At 72.6% G+C, this 17,884-nt stretch carries 15 protein-coding genes; 8 read left to right on the top strand and 7 right to left on the bottom strand.

Features of this window, described 5'->3' with window-relative positions:
- Positions 1-16: 16 nt before the first annotated feature.
- The 4 genes from KK483_RS14025 to KK483_RS14010 all read right to left on the bottom strand — a co-directional run bounded on the left by KK483_RS14025 (position 17) and on the right by KK483_RS14010 (position 3,953).
- Complete coding sequence (locus tag KK483_RS14025) at positions 17-991, bottom strand: 2-hydroxyacid dehydrogenase (RefSeq protein ID WP_262005563.1); 975 nt, start codon at positions 989-991, stop codon at positions 17-19.
- Entirely contained in the window at positions 988-2,163 is a 1,176-nt protein-coding gene (locus KK483_RS14020) for a lactate 2-monooxygenase (RefSeq protein WP_262005562.1), read from the bottom strand. The genes KK483_RS14025 and KK483_RS14020 overlap by 4 nt, the downstream gene beginning before the upstream one ends.
- Before the next feature lie 197 nt (positions 2,164-2,360).
- Positions 2,361-3,365, bottom strand: a complete 1,005-nt coding sequence (locus KK483_RS14015; RefSeq protein ID WP_262005561.1) for a serine protease — start codon at positions 3,363-3,365, stop codon at positions 2,361-2,363.
- A gap of 108 nt (positions 3,366-3,473) precedes the next feature.
- On the bottom strand, positions 3,474-3,953 hold the full coding sequence (locus KK483_RS14010) for a GNAT family N-acetyltransferase (protein WP_262005560.1): 480 nt from the start codon (positions 3,951-3,953) through the stop codon (positions 3,474-3,476).
- Positions 3,954-4,004: 51 nt separating this feature from the next.
- Here KK483_RS14010 and KK483_RS14005 point away from each other — a divergent pair, with 51 nt between their 5' ends.
- Positions 4,005-4,814: an exodeoxyribonuclease III gene (locus tag KK483_RS14005; protein ID WP_262005559.1), complete on the top strand. Its 810-nt coding sequence runs from the start codon at positions 4,005-4,007 to the stop codon at positions 4,812-4,814.
- A 7-nt stretch (positions 4,815-4,821) separates the two neighbouring features.
- Positions 4,822-5,802 carry a DUF6528 family protein gene (locus KK483_RS14000; RefSeq protein ID WP_262005558.1) on the top strand — a complete coding sequence of 327 codons (981 nt, stop codon included), beginning with the start codon at positions 4,822-4,824 and terminating at the stop codon, positions 5,800-5,802.
- Positions 5,803-6,079: 277 nt separating this feature from the next.
- On the opposite strand, the gene KK483_RS13995 is transcribed toward KK483_RS14000, so the two are convergent.
- Complete coding sequence (locus tag KK483_RS13995) at positions 6,080-6,700, bottom strand: MerR family transcriptional regulator (protein ID WP_262009480.1); 621 nt, start codon at positions 6,698-6,700, stop codon at positions 6,080-6,082.
- A gap of 155 nt (positions 6,701-6,855) precedes the next feature.
- Here KK483_RS13995 and KK483_RS13990 point away from each other — a divergent pair, with 155 nt between their 5' ends.
- The 4 genes from KK483_RS13990 (at position 6,856) to KK483_RS13975 (ending at position 10,548) form a co-directional block, all read left to right on the top strand.
- Positions 6,856-8,385: an NAD(P)/FAD-dependent oxidoreductase gene (locus KK483_RS13990; RefSeq protein ID WP_262005557.1), complete on the top strand. Its 1,530-nt coding sequence runs from the start codon at positions 6,856-6,858 to the stop codon at positions 8,383-8,385.
- Positions 8,382-9,308: an alpha/beta fold hydrolase gene (locus tag KK483_RS13985; RefSeq protein WP_262005556.1), complete on the top strand. Its 927-nt coding sequence runs from the start codon at positions 8,382-8,384 to the stop codon at positions 9,306-9,308. Before KK483_RS13990 ends, KK483_RS13985 begins: the two co-directional genes overlap by 4 nt.
- On the top strand, positions 9,305-10,195 hold the full coding sequence (locus tag KK483_RS13980) for an SDR family oxidoreductase (RefSeq protein WP_262005555.1): 891 nt from the start codon (positions 9,305-9,307) through the stop codon (positions 10,193-10,195). Before KK483_RS13985 ends, KK483_RS13980 begins: the two co-directional genes overlap by 4 nt.
- A 98-nt stretch (positions 10,196-10,293) precedes the next feature.
- Complete coding sequence (locus KK483_RS13975) at positions 10,294-10,548, top strand: hypothetical protein (RefSeq protein ID WP_262005554.1); 255 nt, start codon at positions 10,294-10,296, stop codon at positions 10,546-10,548.
- Between the two features lie 216 nt (positions 10,549-10,764).
- Here KK483_RS13975 and KK483_RS13970 read toward each other — a convergent pair whose 3' ends face one another.
- Positions 10,765-14,058 carry a S41 family peptidase gene (locus KK483_RS13970; RefSeq protein WP_262005553.1) on the bottom strand — a complete coding sequence of 1,098 codons (3,294 nt, stop codon included), beginning with the start codon at positions 14,056-14,058 and terminating at the stop codon, positions 10,765-10,767.
- A 166-nt stretch (positions 14,059-14,224) separates the two neighbouring features.
- Here KK483_RS13970 and KK483_RS13965 point away from each other — a divergent pair, with 166 nt between their 5' ends.
- Together KK483_RS13965 and KK483_RS13960 are read left to right on the top strand one after the other, a co-directional pair.
- Positions 14,225-14,800, top strand: coding sequence for a TetR/AcrR family transcriptional regulator (locus tag KK483_RS13965; protein ID WP_262005552.1), 576 nt, complete (start codon positions 14,225-14,227; stop codon positions 14,798-14,800).
- 300 nt (positions 14,801-15,100) lie between these two features.
- Complete coding sequence (locus tag KK483_RS13960) at positions 15,101-17,281, top strand: MMPL family transporter (RefSeq protein ID WP_262005551.1); 2,181 nt, start codon at positions 15,101-15,103, stop codon at positions 17,279-17,281.
- A 4-nt stretch (positions 17,282-17,285) separates the two neighbouring features.
- On the opposite strand, the gene KK483_RS13955 is transcribed toward KK483_RS13960, so the two are convergent.
- A complete protein-coding gene (locus KK483_RS13955) occupies positions 17,286-17,705 on the bottom strand; it encodes an SsgA family sporulation/cell division regulator (protein ID WP_262005550.1) in 420 nt (139 codons plus the stop codon).
- Positions 17,706-17,884 lie beyond the last annotated feature (179 nt).

Here is a 17,884-nt window from a genome sequence, read left to right as displayed (position 1 = left end):
GTGTCTCGGGGCGTTCCTACGGAACGACGTCCCGCAGCGGCTTGCCCTCCAGGTACTCGGTGACGTTCTGGACCGCCGCGAGTGCGATGCGGACCAGGGTCTCGCGGGTGACGCCCGCGACGTGGGGGGACAGGACCACGTTCGGGGCGGTGAGCAGGCGCAGGGTGGGGGGCGGGGGCTCGGGGTCGAAGACGTCGATGCCGGCGCCGGCCAGGGTGCCGGCGGTGAGGGCGTCGGCGAGGGCTTCCTGGTCGACGAGGGCGCCGCGGGCGGTGTTGACGAGGAAGGCCGTGGGCTTGAGGAGGGCGAGGCGGTCGGCGTCGACGAGGTGGCGGGTCGAGGCGGTGAGCGGGGCGTGGAGGGTGATGTAGTCGGAGGTGCGCAGGAGTTCGTCGAGGGGGACGTGGCGGGCGCCGAGGCGGGACTCGGTCTCCTCCGGGGCGCGGCGCGGGGCCGCGTAGAGGACGGTCATGTCGAACGCGACGGCGCGGCGGGCGACTTCCCCGCCGATGTGGCCGAGGCCGACGACGCCGAGGGTCTTGCCGGAGAGTTCGGTGATCGACCGCTGGAGGCGCGGCAGCGCCCAGTCGGCGTCGATGAGGGCGGTATGGGCCGGGACGAGCTGTTTGGCGAGGGCGAGCATGAGGGCGAAGGTCTGCTCGGCGACGTTCTGCTTCTCCGCGCCGCTGGAGCCGATGGTGCAGACGGGGACGGAGCGGGCGCGGGCCGCGTCCAGGTCGATGTAGTCGTAGCCGTGGCTCGCGCACTGGATCAGCTCCAGGGCCGGGGCGGCCGCGATGTGGTCCGCGGTCACCGGGCCGAGGCCGGTGATGACGACGTGCGCGTCGCGCAGGGCCGCCGGGTCCTCGTCCGTCGTCTCGACGACGGTCACCCGGGCGCCGGGGATCAGGCCCGCCAGCGCGGCTCCGGCGGAACGGCCGCCGACGTGGGGGGAGATGACCGCCAGGACGTTCCGGGTGGGGCTGCTCATGCGGGGCTCCTCAGCAGGTCGTCGGCGGTCAGCGAGCCCGGGCCCGCGTGGCCCGAGAGCGCCAGCGTCAGGTCGAGTTCGGCGAGCAGACAGCGTAGGACGTGGTCCACGCCCGCCTGGCCGTCGAGGCCGAGGCCGTAGGCGTACGGGCGGCCCAGGAGCACCGCGCGGGCGCCGAGCGCGAGGGCCTTGACGATGTCGTCGCCGGTGCGCACCCCGCTGTCGAAGAGCACGGTCAGCCGGTCGCCGACGGCCTCGACGACCTGTGGCAGCGCGTCGGCCGCGGCCACGGAACCGGCCACCTGGCGGCCGCCGTGGTTGGAGACCACGACGCCGTCCATGCCCGCGTCGGCGGCGCGGCGGGCGTCGTCCGGGTGCAGGACGCCCTTGAGCACGATCGGTCCGTCCCAGCGCTCGCGCAGGAAGTCCAGGTCCGGCCAGGTCTTGGCCGGGTCGGAGAACATGCCGACGAAGTGCATCACGGCCGCGTTCGGATCCTCGTGGACGGGCTTGGCGAGGCCCGCCCGGAAGGCCGGGTCGGAGAAGTAGTTGGCCGTGCCGACCCCGTGCAGGAAGGGCAGGTACGCCTGGTCGAGATCGCGGGGCCGCCAGGCCAGCAGCGGGGTGTCCAGGGTGACGAACAGCGCCGTGTAGCCGGCCGCCTCGGCCCGGTTCAGGAAGGACTCGGTGACGTCGCGGTCCTTTGCCCAGTACAGCTGGAACCACCGCTCGCCTTCGCCCATCGCCTCGGCGACCTGCTCCATCGGGGTGCTCGACGCCGAGGAGAGGATGTACGGCACTCCGCGCGCCGCGGCGGCCCGCGCTGCGGCCGGTTCGGCGTCCGGATGCATGATCGACAGCACGCCGACGGGCGCGAGGGCGAGCGGCGCGGGGATCGTCCGCCCCAGTACCTCCACCGACAGATCGCGCTCGTGCACATCGCGCAGCATGCGCGGCACGATCCGCCAGCGGTCGAGGGCGGCGCGGTTGGCGCGCGCGGTGCTGCCGCTGCCCGCGCTGCCCGCGACATAGCCGAACGGGCCGGGCCCGAGCCGGTGTTCGGCCAACTCCTCCAGCCTGGTCAGATCGGTGGGCAGCCGGGGCACGGCGCCCGTCATGCCGTTGAGGTAGATCTCGTACTGGAAGTCCGCCCAGTGCTGCGTCGTCGCCATCCGAGCATCTTCACGGAGCCGGACGCGCGGCGTCCATGGGCGTGCGCCACCGCCGGACCGCGCATGGACCGGCCCGCGCATCGGCCGGACCGCCCATGGGTCTGCCCGGTGGTCGGCGCCCGGGCCGGCGGTCGCGCCGCCGGCCTGTCGGTGCCGCGCCGGCGCCGTGGGGCGTACGCCCACGGCGCCGGACGCTGTCAGGACACCTGAGCCGTGTCGTACAGGGCCTTCGCCTCATCGCCGAAGTACGGGCCGAACATCCGGTTCGGCAGGAAGGTGTAGCCGAAGCTGTTCACCGAGACCTGCAGACCGGTGCCGGCCGACTCGCTGAAGCCGGTGAACCAGGGTCCGCCGCTGGAGCCGCCCGTCATGTTGCAGCCCAGGCTGTGGTCGTTCGAGAGCAGGAAGTCCCGCGAGCTGTTCCCGCTGCAGTGGATCAGCTTCGTGCCGTCGTACGGCGACGCGGCGGGGAAGCCGAAGGCGTACATCTGCTTGTTGTAGCCGCCGTTGAACTGGATGCCCTGCGCGCCGGTGACCGACGTCAGCTTCTGGCCGTTCAGCGGGGCGACGACCGCCGCGCCGACGTCGTAGTTGATGTCCTCGCTCGCCTCCCACTGCGGGGTGGTGAGGGTCTTGGAGGCGGTCCACTGGCCGTACGGGGCCTGGCCGTTGTCGTAAGCGGGCACGAAGACCCAGTCGGTGTGCCAGCTGCCCTGGTACTTGACGCAGTGCCCGGCGGTGATGACCGTGCTGGCGTTCTGGCTGGTCACAGCGTTTCCGGAGCAGGATGCCGTGCGGCCCTGGAAGGTGAAGAACACCCGGCCCGAGGTCTTCACGACCGCTCCGCCGCCGGTCCAGGGCCCGCCCGCCTGCGGGAAGGCGGCGGGGGTGACGGTGGCCGGGGAGAGTGTGGCCGGGGAGGCTGCCGGGGCGAGGGCGGTCGGGGCGACGGTGGTCGTCGCCGGGCCGCGCTCCGGGGCCTTCAGGGTCGTCAACTCACCGGCGCCGAGGTGCAGATCGAGCGGAACGGCGCCGCGCATCCGCTCCGCGGTCCAGAAGGCGGCCGCCTTGTGCTGTCCGGCGGCCGGGACGCTGTGGGTCGGAACCGGCGCGGGAACGGCCGCGGCGGCGGTGCTCAGGCCGCCGGTGAGCAGAGCTCCGACGGCTAACAGAACGGCTGTGGCTGTGCGATGGCGTCTCACGCATGTCTCCTTCTGCCGGGGCAGGGGTGGGGGGACGAGAACGGTGCGGATCGGCTTGCGTGAGGCAGCGTGCCACGGGCGACGGGGTTTGTCAGGAGCGCTTCACGGTCACGTCAGCGGCTTCGCGAAGCAGCGGCTGGTCTCGTAGTGCCGGTAGTAGCCGAACTTCACGCACGGCTCGTAGCCGCTCGACGCGTACAGCGCGATCGCCTCGGGCTGTGCCGTGCCCGTCTCCAGCACCATCCGGGTGCGGCCGGCCGCGCGGGCGTCCTCCTCCAGGGCCGCCAGGATCCGCCGGGCCAGGCCGAGGCCGCGCGCCTCCGGTACGACGTACATCCGCTTGAGCTCGGCGTCGCCGTTCGCGTACCCCTCGTCGTTCTCGTCCTGGGTGCGCCAGCCGCCGGTGGCGACGGGGCGGCCCAGCGGGTCGTACGCGAGCAGATAGAGCCCGAGCGGCGGGACGAACATGGACGGGTCGAGCGGGGTGGCGTCACCCTCGTCGCCGTAGCGCTCGGCGTATTCGAGCTGCACCTCGTCGTTGAGCTTGACGGCGTCGGGATGGTCGAAGGGCATGGGGCGGAAATCCATGCGAACCATCGTATATGCGTGCGGGGGCAGCCCCTCGGATACTCTGCCGGGATGCTCACTGTGACCTCCGTGAATGTCAACGGTCTGCGTGCCGCCGCCAGGAAGGGCTTCGTCGAGTGGCTGGCGCAGACCTCCGCCGACGTCGTCTGCCTGCAGGAAGTGCGGGCCGAGGCGCACCAGCTGCCCGAGGAGGTGCGCGACCCCGAGGGCTGGCACGTGGTCCACGTCCCCGCGGCGGCCAAGGGGCGCGCGGGCGTCTCCGTCTACTCGCGGCGCGAGCCGGACGCGGTGCGGACCGGATTCGGCAGCGCGGAGTTCGACGGGAGCGGCCGGTACGTCGAGATCGACCTGCCCGGTGTCACGGTGGGCAGCCTCTACCTCCCCTCGGGCGAGGTCGGGACGGAGCGGCAGGACGAGAAGTACCGCTTCATGGACGCGTTCCTGCCGTACCTCAAGGACCGCAGGGCGCGGGCGGCGGCCGACGGGCGCGACGTCCTCGTCTGCGGTGACTGGAACATCGCCCACCAGGAGTCCGACCTCAGGAACTGGAAGGGCAACAGGAAGAACTCCGGCTTCCTGCCGGAGGAGCGCGCCTGGCTCGGCCGCGTGTACCAGGACGGCGAGGCCGGCGCCGGCTACGTGGACGTCGTCCGGGCGATGCATCCCGAGCAGGAGGGGCCGTACTCGTGGTGGTCGTACCGGGGGCGCGCCTTCGACAACGACACCGGCTGGCGCATCGACCTGCTCGTGGCGACGCCCCGGCTCGCAGGCAAGTGCGTGAAGGCGTTCGTGGAGCGGGCGGCGAGCCATGGTGAGCGGTGGAGCGACCACGCGCCGGTGACGGCGGTCTTCGAGCAGTAGCGCGCGCATGCGGACGCTCGTCGGGGCGCTGGCGCTCTGCCTGCTGGCCGTGGGCGCGGCGCCGCCGCCCGCCGGCCCCCCTGCCCCCGGCGGGCCCGACCTGCTCGTCACCGACCAGGCGTCCAGGCGGGTCCTGCTGCTCGACGGGGCGCGGGGGGTCTGGGACCCGGAGGCCGATCCGGCGGTCGTGAAGTGGGCGTTCTCACCGGTCGGGGACGCGCGCTACGCCGATCTGGAGCCGGCCAGGAGCTGGGTGTACCCCGACGAGGCGAAGGTGCGCGTGTACCGGGGGCGGGTGTATGTGCTCGTGACGGCGTCGTTCGGCTTCGCGGCGGTCGTCGAGTACCCGTCCGGCAGACGCCATTGGGGCGACGCGCTCGCGCCCGGCGGCATCGAGGTCAATCCGCACAGCATCGAGCTGCTGCCCGACGGCCGTGTGGCCGTGGCCGGCAGCACCGGCGACGTGGTCAGGCTCTACGCCGCCGAGCAGGGACCGGTGGGCGGGCCCTTCGCCTCGTACCGGCTGGACGACGCGCACGGGCTCCAGTGGGACGAGCGGCGCGGGGTGCTGTGGGCGCTCGGCGGGGACCGGCTGGTGGCGCTGAGAGCGGGCAGTACGAGGGCCCGGCCGACTCTGTCCGCGGTCTTCGAGACGCCGCTGCCGAGCCCGCACGGGCACGATCTGGCGCGGGTCGCGGGGCGGGCGGACCGGCTGTGGGTGACCACGGGGTCGGCGGTGTACCAGTACGCGCCGGGCCGCAACGCGTTCCTGCGGGACTTCGCGGGCGCGGAGGGGATCAGCCGGGCGCGGGTGAAGTCGGTCGGTGACGAGCCGGTGGGCGGGCGGGTGGCGTCGACGGTGCCGGAGGGCGGCTTGGGGGAGACATGGTGGACGCGGGAGGTGACGGTGCACCGGCCGGCCGGGGCGTACCGGTTGGTGAACGGGGGCCTGTACAAGGCCCGGTGGTGGCTGCCGGCCGGCTGGTGACGCCTCACCGGCCGCCCCGCGGGCGAACCGCTCACCGGGCCGCCGGGCCGCATCGAGGGCGAACCGCCCTGGGCCGTGTCTTCGTCCCGTCGGCCCGGCGGCGTCTGGCACGCTCCTTCCCCTGAGCTCGCGCCTGGGAGGTGTTCCCGCCCCCGTAGCCCTTCGGGCACGGGAGGTGCCCCCACCGCATGGACTCCCTCTTCCGCCTTGCGATCGCACGCGCCAGACGTCGCCGGGCCCGCCCTGCGGGCGGACGACGCCACGGTGAAGACCCTCCCTAGCGTTCGCGGAGGCGGCGGTCCAGCGCCATCGACAGTTCCGCGTCCACCACACTCTTCGCCAGCGGGCGCAGCCGGGCGATGTCCTCCTCGTCGGAGGCGTGTTCGCGGAGGAGGTCGGTGAAGAGCCGTGCGAGGGCGTCCGCGTGGGTGCGGACCTCGCGGCCCGCGGCGAGGACGGCGGCGAGGGGGACGCCCTCCTTGACGAGGGCGGAGGAGACGTCGAGCAGGCGGCGGCTGATGTGGACGATCTCGTCGCCGTCGGTGGCGAGGTAGCCGAGGTCGAGCGCGGCGGCGAGGTTCTCGGGGGTGACCTCGCCCTCGAAGTAGTCGGCGAGTTCCTCGGGGGTGAGGCGGACCGGGGTCTCCTCGGTGGGTTCGCCGAGGCCGAGCACCTCGCCGACGTCCCGCCCGCTGTCGAACGCGGCGGCGAGGTCGGCGATGCCACTCAGTGTGTGGCCGCGCTCAAGGAGTGCGGCGATGGTGCGCAGCCGGGCCAGGTGGTGGGCGTCGTACCAGGCGATACGGCCCTCCCTGCGCGGTGGCGGGATCAGGCCGCGCTCGCGGTAGAAGCGCAGGGTGCGCACCGTGATGCCGGCCTCCTCGGCCAGCTCCTCCATGCGGTACTCGCGTCCTTCTGCCACAGCTGAAGCCTATGTTGTACCGCGGGTAACTTGTTGGGTCCGACCTCTACCGCCCGCAAAGCCGAGGCCCTACTCTGCCAACCGTGCCAGTGAATGCTGGCGTGATTGGTCGTTCGGCGGGAGGCGGCGGCATGGGCCGGCAGCACGAGCACGTACGAGTGGCGGTGATCGGATCCGGATTCGGCGGCCTCGGGGCCGCCGTCCGGCTGCGCCGCGAGGGGATCACCGACTTCGTCGTCCTGGAGCGGGCCGGATCGGTCGGCGGGACGTGGCGCGACAACAGCTATCCGGGGTGCGCCTGCGACGTGCCCTCCCACCTCTACTCGTTCTCGTTCGCGCCCAACCCCGACTGGCCGCGCACCTTCTCCGGCCAGGAGCACATCCGCGCGTATCTGGAGCACGTCGCCGACACCTTCCGGCTCCACCCGCACATCCGCTTCGACCATGAAGTGACGATGATGCGCTGGGACGCGGACGAGCTGCGCTGGGAGATCGAGACCTCACAGGGCCGGCTCACCGCCGATGTCGTCGTCTCGGCCACCGGGCCGCTCTCCGACCCGAAGATCCCCGAGATCCCCGGGCTCGCCGGCTTCCCCGGCAAGGTCTTCCACTCCTCCCGCTGGGACCACGACTACGACCTGCGCGGAAAGCGCGTCGCGATGGTCGGGACCGGTGCGTCCGCGATCCAGATCGTGCCCGCCGTCCAGCCCGAGGCGGAGCGGCTGACGCTGTTCCAGCGGACCCCGCCGTGGGTGATGCCGCGGATGGACCGGCGGATCAGCGGAGCCGAGCGCTGGCTGCACCGGCAGCTGCCGTTCACCGGGGCCGCGCGCCGCGGACTGCTCTGGGGCATCAGGGAGTTGCAGGTCAGTGCTTTCACCAAGCGGCCGAAGGAGCTCGGGCTCGTCGAGTCGCTCGCCAGGGCCAATATGAACAAGGCGATCAAGGACCCTGCGCTTCGGGCGAAGCTGACGCCCTCGTACCGCATCGGCTGCAAGCGCATCCTGCTGTCCAGCGACTACTACCCGGCGCTCGCGCGGCCCAATGTGGACGTCGTCGCCTCGGGGCTGGCGGAGATACGGGGCTCGACGCTCGTCGCCGCCGACGGGACCGAGGCCGAGGTGGACGCGATCGTCTTCGGCACCGGCTTCCACGTCACCGACATGCCCATCGCCGAGCGGGTCGTGGGCGCGGACGGGCACACGCTCGCCGAGGCGTGGAAGGACGGCATGGAGTCGCTGCGCGGCGCGACCGCCGCCGGATTCCCCAACTGGATGACGATCATCGGCCCCAACACGGGCCTCGGGAACAGCTCGATGATCCTGATGATCGAGTCCCAGCTGAACTACATGGCCGACTACCTGCGCCAGCTGGACGTCCTCGGAGGCCGGGTCGCGCTCGGCGCCCGCCCCTCGGCCGTCGGCGCCTGGAACCGGCGGGTCCAGGAGCGGATGAAGCGGACCGTGTGGAACACGGGCGGCTGCACCAGCTGGTACCTGGACGCGAGCGGCCGCAACACCACCATCTGGCCAGGTACGACGGGGGAGTTCCGGCGCGAGACCCGGCATGTGGACCTCGCCGAGTACGAGGTGGTCCGCCCGCCCCGGTCCTCCCGTACCGGCAAGGACGCCTCGCAGCTCGTCGCGGAGGAGGCCAAGTGAGCCGGCTCATGAAGCGGTCCGCCGGCGCGGCCGCCCCGCCCGTCGCCGCCCGCGAACTGACCGCCGTGTCGGCCGACGGCTCGCGCATCCACGTGGAGCTGCACGGCCCCGACGGTGCGCCCGCCGTCGTGCTCGCCCACGGCTGGACCTGCTCCACCCACTTCTGGGCCGCCCAGATACGGGACCTGGCCGCCGATCACCGTGTGATCGCGTACGACCAGCGCGGCCACGGCCGTACGCCCGCCGCCGCGAAGACGGGGCACAGCACCGAGACGCTCGCCGACGATCTGGAGGCGGTGCTCGCCACCGCGCTCGAACCCGGCACGAAGGCCGTGCTGGCCGGGCACTCCATGGGCGGGATGACGCTCATGGCGGCCGCGGCGCGGCCTGGGTTCGCGGAGCACGCCGCGGCCGCGCTGCTGTGCAGCACGGGCAGTTCACGGCTCGTCGCCGAGTCGCTGGTGGTGCCGATGCGCCCGGGGCCGCTACGGACCCGGATCACCCGCTCGATCCTCGGCTCGCCTGCCCCGCTCGGCCCGGTCACTCCGCTCTCCAAGCGGATCCTGCGGTACGGGACGATGGGGCCGGGCTCGGCGCCGGAGAAGGTCGCCGAGTGCGCCCGGATCGTGCACGCCTGCCCGCGGCCCGCCCGGGTGGCCTGGGCGCGGGTGCTCGCCGAGCTCGATCTCGACGCGGGCGTACGGGAGTTGCGGGTGCCCACCGCCGTCGTCGCGGGCACCGCCGACCGGCTCACCCCGATCGCACACGCCCGCGCGCTGGCCGAGGCGCTGCCCGAGTGCGTGGGCCTCGACGAGCTCACCGGCATGGGGCACATGACGCCGGTGGAGGCGCCCGAGGCGGTCAGCGGCCGGATCCGGGCGCTCGTGAACGCCTATCTGACGCAGGAGGAGAGGGCCCTATGAGCAAGGTGAGTCTGGAGGGGCAGGTCGCCGTCGTCACGGGAGCGGCCCGCGGGGTCGGGGAGCTGCTCGCCCGCAAGCTGTCCGCGCGCGGCGCGAAGATCGCGCTCGTCGGTCTGGAGCCCGAGGAGCTGAAGGCCGTCGCGGGCCGGCTGCACACCGACTGCGACCACTGGCACGCGGACGTGACCGACCACGAGGCGATGGCGCGGGTCGCGCAGGAGGTGAAGGAGCGGTTCGGCAAGGTCGACATCGTGGTCGCCAACGCGGGCGTCGCGTCCGGCGGGCCGTTCGCCGACTCCGACCCGGGGGCGTGGCGGCGGGTCATCGAGGTCAACCTCGTGGGCAGCGCGGTCACCTGCCGGGCCTTCCTGCCGGCGCTGACGGCGAGCCGCGGCTACTTCCTGCAGATCGCCTCGCTCGCCGCGATCACCCCGGCGCCGATGATGACGGCGTACTGCGCGTCCAAGTCGGGTGTGGAGGCGTTCGCCCACGCGCTGCGGGCGGAGGTGGCGTACAAGGGCGTCAAGGTGGGCGTCGGCTATCTCTCCTGGACGGACACGGACATGGTCCGCGGAGCCGACGAGGACGAGGTGATGCGCGAGCTGCGGCAGCGGCTGCCGTGGCCGGCGAACCGCACATATCCGCTGGGTCCCGCCGTGGACCGGATCGTCGCCGGGATCGAGCGGCGCAAGGCCCATGTGTACGCGCAGTGGTGGCTGGGCGGGATGCAGTCGGTGCGGGGCGCCCTGCCGGGGGCCATCGCGGCCGTCGGGCAGCGTGAGATGCGCCGGTTCGGGCCTCGGCTCAGCGGTGTCGCCACAGGTCTTGTGGGCGCGGGCGGCGCGGCTGACCAGCGGGAACGCACCGGGCATACGCAGCGTCATTGATCGAAATGCGAGGTATGTCGGTGCGTGCCAGGCTGGTCGAGGCCCGGGGGGCCGGCAAAAGGCCCCCCACCTCTCACACCCTTCTAGGAGTGAACCAGATGGGTATCCAGGACCAGTTCAAGAACAAGGCGCAGCAGCTCGAGGAGCAGGGCAAGCAGAAGGCGGGCAGGGCGAAGGAAGAAGCCTCGCAGCGCTCCCAGCAGCAGCGCCAGCAGGGTCAGCAGCACCAGCAGCGTCCGCAGCAGCAGCGCTCCCAGCAGGAGCGCGGCCGGTCGCAGCGGGAGATGAACGACGACACGTCGCGGCTGAAGCAGGAGTCCGAGGACCGCTTCGACCGGGACCACGACGCCTGACGTCCGAAGCTCCCGGCTGACGAAGGGGCGCACCCTGTGCACGGGGTGCGCCCCTCTCGTCTGCGGGGCCGCTCTCGTCTGCGGGGCCGCTCTCGTCTGCGGGGCCGCCGCCCCGAACTCTCGTGGGCCCGAACCCCCGTGGGTGCGGGGGTGTGGGTGCCGGGGGCGCGCGGTGCTCGGCCACGCCGGCGGCTGCGTCGGCGGCGGGACCCGCGGCTACGTCCGCGGCGGGAGCTTCGGGCGGCGGCGGTCCGGGACCTTGTCGTAGCCCGGAGGTGTCGCCGCGGGGTGCTGGGCGAGGCGGTCGAGGGCGACCTGGACCGCCGTTTCGAGGTCGGTGCGCTTGCCCTCGGCCCAGTCGAGCGGGGGGCGCTCCGCGAAGATGTCCGGGTCCACGCCGTGGTTCTCGACCGACCAGCCGTACACGTCGAACCACGCCGCGTTCATCGGCACGGTGATCACCGTGCCGTCCCCGAGCCGGTGCCGCCCCGTCATCCCGACGACGCCGCCCCAGGTGCGCTGGCCCACCACCGGCCCGAGCCCCAGCAGCCGGAAAGCCGCCGTGATCATGTCCCCGTCCGACGACGTCGCCTCGTCGGCGAGCGCGACGATCGGGCCGCGCGGCGCGTTCGAGGCGTAGGAGACGGGCTGGGCGTTGCGCGTCAGGTCCCAGCCGAGGATCGTACGGGTCAGCTTCTCGACGACCAGCTCGCTGATGTGCCCGCCCGCGTTGCCGCGTACGTCCACGATCAGCGCGGGAAGGGACATCTCCGCCCGCAGATCGCGGTTGAACTGCGCCCAGCCGGAGCCGCCCATGTCCGGGATGTGCAGGTACCCGCACGTGCCGCCGCTGATCTCCCGTACGACGTCACGGCGCTTGGCCACCCAGTCCTGGTAGCGCAGCGGCCGCTCGTCGATCAGCGGCACGATCGCGACCCGCCGGGCCGGACCTTCGGCGTCCGGCGGGCGGAAGGTCAGCTCGACGGTCGTGCCGCCCGCCGCCGACAGCAGCGGATAGGGGCCGGCCACCGGGTCCACCGGCCGCCCGTCGACATGGGTGACGACGGCCCCCTCGCGGATGCCCGTGCCGGCCAGCGGGGAGCGGGCCTTGGAGTCGGACGAGTCGCCGGGCAGGATCCGCCTGACCACCCAGCCCTCTTCCCGGCGCGCGAGGTTGGCGCCGAGGAGGCCCATCGCCCGCTGGTAGTGCGGCGGGCCCTCGTTGCGCCGGGCCGGTGTGACGTACGCGTGCGAGGTGCCCAGCTCGCCCAGGACTTCGCGGAGCAGATCGGCGAACTCGTCGGGCGACGCGACCCGTTCGACCAGCGGACGGTACTGCTCCAGCACCCCGTCCCAGTCGATGCCCGACATCCCCGGGTCCCAGAAGTAGGCGCGGATGAGCCGCCCCGCCTCCTCGTACGCCTGCCGCCACTCCGCCGGCGGGTCCACCTCGTGCAGGATCCGGCGCAGATCGATGTAGACGGTCGAGTCGCCGTCCCCCGTCTCGGTCGCCGGGACCGCCCGCAGATCGCCGTCGTCCACGACCACCAGCCGGCTGCCGTCGCCGCTCACCGCGAACGAGTCGAGGTGGCCGACGAGTTCGGTCTTGCGGGCCTTGGTGATGTCGAAGTACTCGAGCGTCGGCCGGGGCGAGGGATCCGCGGGGTTGGCGAACGTCTCGCCCAGCGCGCCCGAGATCGGCCAGCGCAGCCAGACGAGCCCGCCGCCGCTGACGGGATACAGCGCCGAGTACTTGGACGCGGAGACCGGGAACGGCGTGACCCGGCTCTCCAGCCCCTCCACCTCGACCGCCGCCGCGCCCTCGCCGGTGCGGACCTCCGCCGGATCGAGCCCCCCGGCCGCCGGCCGCCCGTCGGGCAGCAGCGCGAACGGCGACGGGGTCGCGGACGAGAGCGGTACGAGATAGGGGCGGCAGCCCAGCGGGAACGACAGGTCCCCGGTGTGCACGTCGTACACCGGGTCGAAGCCGCGCCAGGACAGGAAGGCCAGATAGCGGCCGTCGCGGGTGAAGACCGGGTTCTCGTCCTCGAAGCGGCCGTTGGTGACGTCGACGACCGTGCGGGGCCCCGGCCCGGAGATCCGCGCCATCTTGATCAGCCGCAGCGAGCGCCCGATCCCCGGGTGCGACCAGGTCAGCCAGGCACCGTCGGGTGAGAAGGCGAGATCGCGGACCGGACCGTTGTCGGAGCGGACCAGCTCGGTGACCTTGCCGCTGGGTTCCTCGGGCGGCTCGGCCCCCTCGGGCACCGCCTCCTCGTCGGCGACCGTGATCAGCAGCAGCCGTCCGTCGTGCGAGGCGATCGCGAGCCGCTCGCCCGCCGGGTCCGACTCCATCTCCAGCACCCGCCCGAGCTCTCCCGCGGCCAGCCGCCGCGGCCGGGGCTCGCCGCTCGCCCTCGGCAGATACGCGATCTCGATCGCGTCCTCGCCCTCGGCGTCGGTGATGTACGCGACCTGGTTGCTGCTGCCCAGCATCTCGGGCAGGCGCACCCGGGCGCCCGGAGTGTCGGCGATGGTCCTGGCCGGGCCGTCGCGGTGGGTCAGCCAGTAGAGGCTGCCGCGCACGGAGACGGCGCTGGCCCGGCCCGTCGTGTCGACCGACAGGCCGTCGACGTGGCTGGCGGCCGGGACCTGGTACATCCGCCGCCCGGCGCGCTGGCCCCCGAGCCGTACGTCGAGCTTGCGCGGCTCGGCCGCGGGCCCCAGGTCCTCGACGATCCACAGATCGCCCGCGCACTGGTAGACGACCCTGCTGCCGTCGCTGGAGGCGTGCCGGGCGTAGAAGGCGTCGTGGTCGGTGTGCCGGCGCAGACCGGTGCCGTCGGGCAGGCAGGAGTAGAGGTTGCCGACGCCCTCGTGGTCGGAGAGGAACGCGATCCTCCCGTCCACGAACATCGGGCAGTCCAGATGTCCGCCGATGTCCGCCAGCAGCCGCTCCCCGTGCAGATAGAGCCGCCCCATCGCCCCGCCCCGGTAACGCTTCCAGGCGGCGGGCTCGTGCGGGGGCTTTCCGGTGAGCAGCAGCGTGCGATGGCAGCCGTCGATGTCGGCGACCGCGATGTCGGAGACCGGGCCCCAGGGGAGGCGCTTGCCGGGGCCGCCGTCCGCGGACACCTTGTAGGCCCAGGAGAAGTACGAGAACGGCTGGCCGTGAGAGGAGACGGCGAGGATGTTGCCGTCCGGGTCCCAGCCGCACACCCGGGTGTCGGTCGAGCCCCAGTAGCCGAGCCGCCGCGCCGGTCCGCCGTCGACCGGCGCCAGATGGATCTCCGGGTCCAGGCTGCGCCAGGTCGTGTACGCGATGTGGCGCCCGTCCGGGGAGAAGCGGGGGTGACCGATCCGGGTCCGGTCGACGGTGACCCGCCAGGCGCGGCCCGGGGTGCTGCCTTCGGGGACGAGGGGGGCGATCCAGAGGTCGTCCTCGGCCGCGAAGCACAGCAAGTCGTCGTGCAGATGGGGGAAGCGGAGATACGCGACGTCTTCACTCACTCCACAATGCTTTCCGCGTGAGGGGGGCCCGGCAACTTGTGGGACGCGACTTCTTCCCCCTCCGGGCGCTGTGGCCCAGGACACGTACGAAACGGTTTCGTTTCGCAGGGCTCCGGGGTATCTTCGTACTGTACGAAACCGTTTCGTTCCCGTGGGAGGGTCGGACATGGCACGCAGCAGGATCACGCCCGAGCGCGAGGCCGAGCTGTACGAGGCCGTGCTCGACCTGTTGCGCGAAGTCGGTTACGACGCCCTCACCATGGACGCCGTCGCCGCCAGGACCCGCTCCAGCAAGGCCACCCTCTACCGCCAGTGGGGGAGCAAGCCCGAGCTGGTCGCCAGGGCCCTGCGGCACGACAAGCCCGTGGACATCTCGGCCATCGACACGGGGTCGCTGCGCGGCGACTTCCACGCGATCGTCGAGCGCACCGACGACTGCCAGATGGAGAAGGACTCCGCGCTGATGCGGGCCCTCGCCCATGCCGTCCACGAGAATCCCGAACTCCACGCGGCCCTGCGCGAGCTGCTGATCGAGCCCGAGGTCATCGGTCTCGACACGGTGCTCCGGCGGGCCGTCGACCGGGGCGAGGTCAGTGCGGACAACCCCGCGCTGACCTACGTCTCGCACATGCTGGTCGGCGCCTTCGTCGCCCGGCAGCTCATCGAGGACAGAAACGTCGACCAGGCGTTCCTGTCGGACTACCTCGACGCCGTGGTCCTTCCCGCACTGGGTGTGCGGTGACCTCGGCGAGGCTCTCCGGCCGGGGGTCCGGGGGGTGTCCCTCGGGTCGGCACAGTCTCGACGCCGTGGTCCTTCCCGCACTGGGTGTGCGGTGACCTCGGCGAGGCTCTCCGGCCGGGGGTCCGGGGGGTGTCCCTCGGGTCGGCACAGTCTCGACGCCGTGGGCCTCGACGCCGTGGGTCTCCCCGCCCCCGGCCTCTGACCCCCGCCCAACCCTCTCACCGCACCTGACGCGTACCGCTCGCGCCGTCGGGCCGGCTCCCCATGCTCTGTCCCACTCACACCAGGGAGTACGCACCCGTGGCCACGTTCCTCTACAAGCTCGGCAGGTCCGCCTTCCGGCGACGACGCCTCGTCGCACTGATCTGGGTCGCCCTGCTCGCGCTCGCCGGCATCGGCGCCGCCTCCGCGCCCGCCGCCACGTCCAGCTCCTTCTCGATCCCGGGGACCGAGGCCCAGCGCGCCTTCGACCTCCTGGAGGAGCGCTTTCCCGGCGCCAGCGCCGACGGTGCCACCGCGCGCGTCGTCTTCAAGGCGCCCGCGGGCGAGAAGATGACCGACCCGGCCAACAAGGCCGAGGTCCAGAAGACCGTCGCCGAGCTCAGGTCCGGCTCGGACCAGGTCGCCTCGGTCGTCGACCCGTACCGGGCCAAGGCCGTCAGCAAGGACGGCACGGTCGCCTACACCCAGGTCTCGTACAAGGTCAGCGGCATGGAGCTGGCAGACAAGGACCGGGAAGCCCTCACCGAGGCGGGCGAGCAGGCGAGGGAGTCCGGGCTGACCGTCGAGATCGGCGGTGACGCCCTCCAGGCCGCGCCCGAGACCGGCGCCTCCGAGATCATCGGCGTCGCCGTCGCCGCGGTCGTGCTCCTGATCACCTTCGGCTCGCTGGTCGCCGCCGGACTGCCGCTGCTCACCGCGATCATCGGCGTCGGCATCGGCGTATCCGGCATCACCGCGCTGGCCGGCGTTCTGGACCTGGGGTCCACCACCGCCACCCTCGCCACCATGATCGGCCTCGCCGTCGGCATCGACTACGCGCTCTTCATCGTCTCCCGCTACCGCGCCGAGCTGGCCGAGGGCCGCGAGCGCGAAGAGGCCGCCGGACGGGCCGTCGGCACCGCCGGCTCCGCCGTCGTCTTCGCCGGACTGACCGTCGTCATCGCGCTGGTCGGCCTCGCCGTCGTCAACATCCCGATGCTCAGCAAGATGGGCTTCGCCGCCGCCGGTACGGTCGCGATCGCCGTCCTCATCGCGCTCACCCTGATCCCGGCGCTGCTCGGCTTCGCGGGTAACCGGGTGCTGGGCCGCAAGGCCCGCCGGCAGGCCCCGGCGAGCGACAAGCCCAACATGGGCACGCGCTGGGCCCGCCTCGTGCTGCGCCACCCGGTCGCCGTCCTGCTCGCGGGCGTCGTCGGCCTCGGCGCCATCGCCGTACCCGCCGCGTCGCTGGAGATGGGGCTGCCCGACGACGGCTCCCAGCCCACCAGCACCACTCAGCGGCGGGCGTACGACCTGCTCTCGGACGGTTTCGGCCCCGGCTTCAACGGGCCGCTGCTCGTGGTCGTCGACGGCGACAAGGCCGCGGCCGACAGCACCGCCGAGGAGATCTCCGGCCTCGACGGCGTCGCGGCCGTCACCCCGGCCACGTACAACAAGGCCGGCGACGCGGCGATGATCACCGTCATCCCGAAGGACCGGCCCAGCTCCACGCAGACCGAGCAGCTCGTCCACTCCATCCGGGACACCAGCGGTGACGACGTCTACGTCACCGGCAGCACCGCGATGAACATCGACTTCTCGCAGCGGATGAACGACGCGCTGCTCCCGTATCTCGGGCTCGTCGTCGGCCTCGCCTTCCTGCTCCTGACGGTGGTCTTCCGGTCCGTTCTGGTCCCGCTGAAGGCGGCGCTCGGCTTCCTGCTCTCGGTGGTCGCGGCGCTCGGCGCGGTCGTCGCGGTCTTCCAGTGGGGCTGGCTCGGCTCCCTCTTCGGGGTCGAGCAGACCGGCCCCATCATGTCGATGATGCCGATCTTCATGGTGGGTGTCGTCTTCGGGCTCGCCATGGACTACGAGGTCTTCCTGGTCACGCGGATGCGTGAGGCGTACGTCCACGGGGAGCGGCCGGGGCAGGCCATCGTGACCGGCTTCCGGCACGGGGCCCGCGTGGTCACCGCCGCGGCCGTGATCATGATCGCGGTGTTCGCCGGCTTCATCGGGTCGAGCGAGCAGATGGTGAAGATGATCGGCTTCGGCCTCGCCATCGCGGTCTTCTTCGACGCCTTCGTCGTGCGGATGGCGATCGTGCCCGCGGTGCTGGCGCTCCTCGGCCACCGGGCCTGGTGGCTGCCGCGATGGCTGGACCGGGCGCTGCCGAAGGTGGACGTGGAGGGCGACGGGCTGCGGACCGATGACGACGCGGCCGGCGGTCCGGCCGCCGACCCGGACCCGGACGCGGAGCGCGAGCTCGTACGCGTCTGACCGTTCAGCCGGCCGGGGTGGCCGCGTCCGTCACGACCTCCGTGGCGGCCGCGGCCGCCTCCGCGTGTGTGCGGCGCAGGAAGCGCAGCAGGGGGCGGGAGTCGAACTGGACCACCGCCACCCCCTCCGGCGAGTGGAACTCCACCACCACCTGGGCGCGGCCGCAGGGCCAGATCGCGACGTCGCCGCGGCGGGCGGGCGCGCGCAGCCCCGTCTCCAGCAGCTCGCGCGGGAAGGTCCAGACGATGCCGGTGGGGAAGGCGAAGCGGACGATGCCGGGATCGTCCCCCGGCGCGTAGCGCAGGGCCACCGGCACCGACCGGTAGTGAGGGGCGTCGTTGACGATCCGGGCCTTGGCATGCACTTCCACGGCGACAGTGCCGGCATGCTCTTCCACGGAGGGGCGCTCGACAGCGGGGGACATCGGCCGGCTCCTCACCTTTGGTGCTGTTTGCCCTCTAATGTCGCATATTTCCGTCGAATGCCCCAGGCGGGTTACTTGCAATTCGTATGTGAGACGCTCTTGCAAGACGTTCGCAACAGGCCCCATCATCGGAGGGGTGCCCAGCCAGGCCCGTCGGCCTGTCCCGGAAGCGGAGCCCC

Source organism: Streptomyces sp. FIT100 (genome assembly GCF_024584805.1).
Classification (GTDB): domain Bacteria; phylum Actinomycetota; class Actinomycetes; order Streptomycetales; family Streptomycetaceae; genus Streptomyces.
Note: the sequence above shows the minus strand (reverse complement) of the source record. Positions and strands in the feature narration are given on the sequence as shown.

Coding starts and splice junctions, on each gene's coding strand:
- KK483_RS14005 (WP_262005559.1), top strand. CDS start 4,005: ATGCTCACTGTGACCTCCGTGAATGTCAACGGTCTGCGTGCCGCCGCC.
- KK483_RS13980 (WP_262005555.1), top strand. CDS start 9,305: ATGAGCAAGGTGAGTCTGGAGGGGCAGGTCGCCGTCGTCACGGGAGCG.
- KK483_RS13975 (WP_262005554.1), top strand. CDS start 10,294: ATGGGTATCCAGGACCAGTTCAAGAACAAGGCGCAGCAGCTCGAGGAG.
- KK483_RS14025 (WP_262005563.1), bottom strand. CDS start 991: ATGAGCAGCCCCACCCGGAACGTCCTGGCGGTCATCTCCCCCCACGTC.
- KK483_RS14000 (WP_262005558.1), top strand. CDS start 4,822: ATGCGGACGCTCGTCGGGGCGCTGGCGCTCTGCCTGCTGGCCGTGGGC.
- KK483_RS14010 (WP_262005560.1), bottom strand. CDS start 3,953: ATGGATTTCCGCCCCATGCCCTTCGACCATCCCGACGCCGTCAAGCTC.
- KK483_RS13990 (WP_262005557.1), top strand. CDS start 6,856: ATGGGCCGGCAGCACGAGCACGTACGAGTGGCGGTGATCGGATCCGGA.
- KK483_RS13995 (WP_262009480.1), bottom strand. CDS start 6,700: ATGGAGGAGCTGGCCGAGGAGGCCGGCATCACGGTGCGCACCCTGCGC.
- KK483_RS14020 (WP_262005562.1), bottom strand. CDS start 2,163: ATGGCGACGACGCAGCACTGGGCGGACTTCCAGTACGAGATCTACCTC.
- KK483_RS13955 (WP_262005550.1), bottom strand. CDS start 17,705: ATGTCCCCCGCTGTCGAGCGCCCCTCCGTGGAAGAGCATGCCGGCACT.
- KK483_RS13965 (WP_262005552.1), top strand. CDS start 14,225: ATGGCACGCAGCAGGATCACGCCCGAGCGCGAGGCCGAGCTGTACGAG.